A 2,902-nucleotide genomic window follows, 5' to 3' on the forward strand; every position below is an offset into this window, starting at 1 on the left:
TAGCGGACGTCGTTTTGAGCGAACTTCAATTGTTGCAGGACAAGTAGACGGAGAGTTTATAGCTCCCATGATTTACAAGAACAGCAGGACAAGCGATTTCTTTGTGGAGTGGTTCAAAACGCAACTCCTGCCTGCTTTGAAGACACCTCATGTTATTATCATGGACAATGCTAGTTTTGATCCCAAGAACATTTTGGATGAACTCTGCATCCAAGATAAACACTTTTTCTTACCTCTACCGCCATATTCACCGGATTTGAATCCTATTGAGCAAGCTTGGGCTATCTTGAAAAAGAAAGTAACAGATTTATTAAGGGAAGTCCCAACTATTTTTGAATGTTTGGAACGCTTTTTAAAAACTAAATGACTATATCAAGCAGATAGTAAAGAACCTTGGGCCTACTACTGGTTAGGAATCACTGGAGGGAAAGCTCCTGATTTTTTTTGCCCTTTCTCAAATTTCTGATCAATCCTATCTCATCCAATCTGAAACTTGTCATACCCAGACTACTGCAAAACTCATCTCAGACATTGTTCGCTTCGCTCAGATTACAAAATCCAATGAATTAGCTCAACTCCATATCATGGGACAACTCCATGAACTGATGTTTCATCTGGGAACTATTGCTCCCAATCAGAAAAAAGAATATTTCATCAACCTACCAACTCTATCTTGAATGCAAACGATTAATTGATAGCCACTATCCTCAATCACTTACAATTCAAGATTTAACAAAAGAACTATCCGTTCACAGAAGCTACTTATCAAGCGTATTCAAAGAATTTAATACCTTATCACCCAAAGAATACCTACTCTACGTTCGAATGCACCGAGCTAAACAACTTCTCGAAAATACCCAAGAATCCATCAAGGTAATTGCATACTCGGTAGGTTTTTCAGATCCACTACATTTTTCGAAAGCTTATAAACAATACTTTAATCAGACTCCAAGTCATACAAGAAAAGAATACTCTCAATACCAACTAGTGAGAAAGGCAACATTATGAAATCCTACCAAGCTGTCTACCAAATCCTATCTAAAGAAACCGACTATATCAGCGGAGAAAAAATCGCAGAAAAACTATCCCTAAGCCGAACATCAATTTGGAAAGCTATCAAGCGACTAGAACAAGAAGGGATTGAAATTGATAGTATCAAAAATAGAGGATATAAACTGATGAATGGTGACCTTATTCTTCCAGAGATTCTAGAAGAAAATCTTCCAATTAAAATCAGTTTTAAACCCGAAACAAAATCAACACAACTAGATGCAAAAGAAGCAATTGATTTAGGCTATGAAGCAAACACCCTCTATCTAGCTTCCTATCAAATAGCAGGGCGTGGCCGTTTTCAACGCTCCTTCTACTCTCCTCAAGGTGGCATTTATATGACCCTCCATCTTAAACCAAATCTTCCCTATGACAAATTACCGTCCTACACACTACTTGTAGCTGGAGCTGTCTACAAAGCCATTAAGAACCTAACTTTAATAGATGTCGACATAAAATGGGTCAATGATATCTACCTAAACAATCATAAAATTGGAGGAATTCTCACTGAAGCAATGACCTCTGTAGAAACTGGCTTAGTCACAGATATCATTATTGGAGTAGGTATCAATTTCACTATTAAAGACTTCCCTCAGGAATTAAAAGAAAAAGCTGCCAGCTTATTTAAAGCTACAGCTCCTATAACAAGGAATGAATTGATCATAGAAATCTGGCGTACTTTCTTCGAAACACCAGCAGAAGAGCTATTATACCTATACAAAAAACAGTCATTCGTTCTTGGAAAAGAAGTTACTTTCACACTAGATCAAAAAGACTACAAGGGACTTGCTAAAGACATCTCTGAAAGTGGAAAACTTTTGGTGCAATGTGATAACGGAAAAGAAATCTGGCTCAATAGCGGAGAAATTTCTCTCAAGAGTTGGAAGTAATAATAAATTAGAACAACCATAAAATCGACAATATATAAAGATTTTAGCTTTTCTTCAACCCACTACAGTTGACAAAGAGCCTGAAAACTTCAAAAAACGGATTTTTATCGCTCTGAACATCAAAAAAGAAAGGACGAAATTTGTCCTTTCTCGAGCTTAGCTGACTTCAACCCACTACAGTTGACAAAGAGCCAAATGAAAAAGAGAGTTACAAACTCTCATTAAAACGGAGAATAAGGGATTCGAACCCTTGCGCCAGTTACCCGACCTAACGATTTAGCAAACCGTCCTCTTCAGCCTCTTGAGTAATTCTCCAATTAATGGGCACGAGTGGACTCGAACCACCGACCTCACGCTTATCAGGCGTGCGCTCTAACCACCTGAGCTACGCGCCCAAGTTAAAAAACTTGGTAATTTGAACAAAGTTCAAAGCGGGTGACGAGAATCGAACTCGCGACAACAGCTTGGAAGGCTGTAGTTTTACCACTAAACTACACCCGCATAAATACTATCAATAAAATGGCGCGAGACGGAATCGAACCGCCGACACATGGAGCTTCAATCCATTGCTCTACCAACTGAGCTACCGAGCCTTATTGCGGGAGCAGGATTTGAACCTACGACCTTCGGGTTATGAGCCCGACGAGCTACCGAGCTGCTCCATCCCGCGTTAATATAAAAGGAGGATGTGGGATTCGAACCCACGCACGCTTTTACACGCCTGACGGTTTTCAAGACCGTTCCCTTCAGCCGGACTTGGGTAATCCTCCAATATTCAAATGGACCTTGTAGGACTTGAACCTACGACCACTCGGTTATGAGCCGAGAGCTCTAACCAGCTGAGCTAAAGGTCCGACAAGATCATTATAGCGGCGAAGGGGATCGAACCCCCGACCTCCCGGGTATGAACCGGACGCTCTAGCCAGCTGAGCTACACCGCCATGAATCGGGAAGACAGGATT

At 40.6% G+C, this 2,902-nt stretch carries 1 protein-coding gene, 8 tRNA genes and 2 pseudogenes; 3 read left to right on the forward strand and 8 right to left on the reverse strand.

Annotation, left to right across the window (positions count from 1 at the left end; all coding sequences use genetic code 11):
• The 3 genes and pseudogenes from HT691_RS09360 to birA form a co-directional block, all read left to right on the forward strand.
• Window positions 1–367, forward strand: a pseudogene (locus HT691_RS09360) (IS630 family transposase); the annotation flags it as partial.
• Window positions 368–370: 3 nt separating this feature from the next.
• Window positions 371–1,008, forward strand: a pseudogene (locus tag HT691_RS09365) (AraC family transcriptional regulator); the annotation flags it as partial.
• Window positions 1,005–1,940 (forward strand): bifunctional biotin--[acetyl-CoA-carboxylase] ligase/biotin operon repressor BirA, encoded by a 936-nt coding sequence (gene birA, locus HT691_RS09370; RefSeq protein WP_000844510.1) that lies wholly within the window; start codon window positions 1,005–1,007, stop codon window positions 1,938–1,940. The pseudogene HT691_RS09365 and the gene birA, both read left to right, overlap by 4 nt.
• A 227-nt stretch (window positions 1,941–2,167) precedes the next feature.
• On the opposite strand, the gene HT691_RS09375 is transcribed toward birA, so the two are convergent.
• The 8 genes from HT691_RS09375 to HT691_RS09410 all read right to left on the reverse strand — a co-directional run bounded on the left by HT691_RS09375 (window position 2,168) and on the right by HT691_RS09410 (window position 2,881).
• Window positions 2,168–2,255: transfer RNA gene (locus tag HT691_RS09375), tRNA-Ser, on the reverse strand.
• A gap of 6 nt (window positions 2,256–2,261) precedes the next feature.
• Window positions 2,262–2,335, reverse strand: a tRNA-Ile gene (locus HT691_RS09380).
• 35 nt (window positions 2,336–2,370) lie between these two features.
• Window positions 2,371–2,441: transfer RNA gene (locus tag HT691_RS09385), tRNA-Gly, on the reverse strand.
• A 19-nt stretch (window positions 2,442–2,460) separates the two neighbouring features.
• A tRNA-Phe gene (locus HT691_RS09390) sits at window positions 2,461–2,533 on the reverse strand.
• 3 nt (window positions 2,534–2,536) lie between these two features.
• Window positions 2,537–2,610, reverse strand: a tRNA-Met gene (locus tag HT691_RS09395).
• A gap of 10 nt (window positions 2,611–2,620) precedes the next feature.
• A tRNA-Ser gene (locus tag HT691_RS09400) sits at window positions 2,621–2,710 on the reverse strand.
• Between the two features lie 10 nt (window positions 2,711–2,720).
• Window positions 2,721–2,794, reverse strand: a tRNA-Ile gene (locus HT691_RS09405).
• A gap of 13 nt (window positions 2,795–2,807) precedes the next feature.
• Window positions 2,808–2,881: transfer RNA gene (locus tag HT691_RS09410), tRNA-Met, on the reverse strand.
• Window positions 2,882–2,902 lie beyond the last annotated feature (21 nt).

Origin of the sequence: Streptococcus sp. 477 (assembly GCF_013277295.1) — a bacterium.
GTDB classification, from domain to species: Bacteria; Bacillota; Bacilli; order Lactobacillales; family Streptococcaceae; genus Streptococcus; species Streptococcus pseudopneumoniae.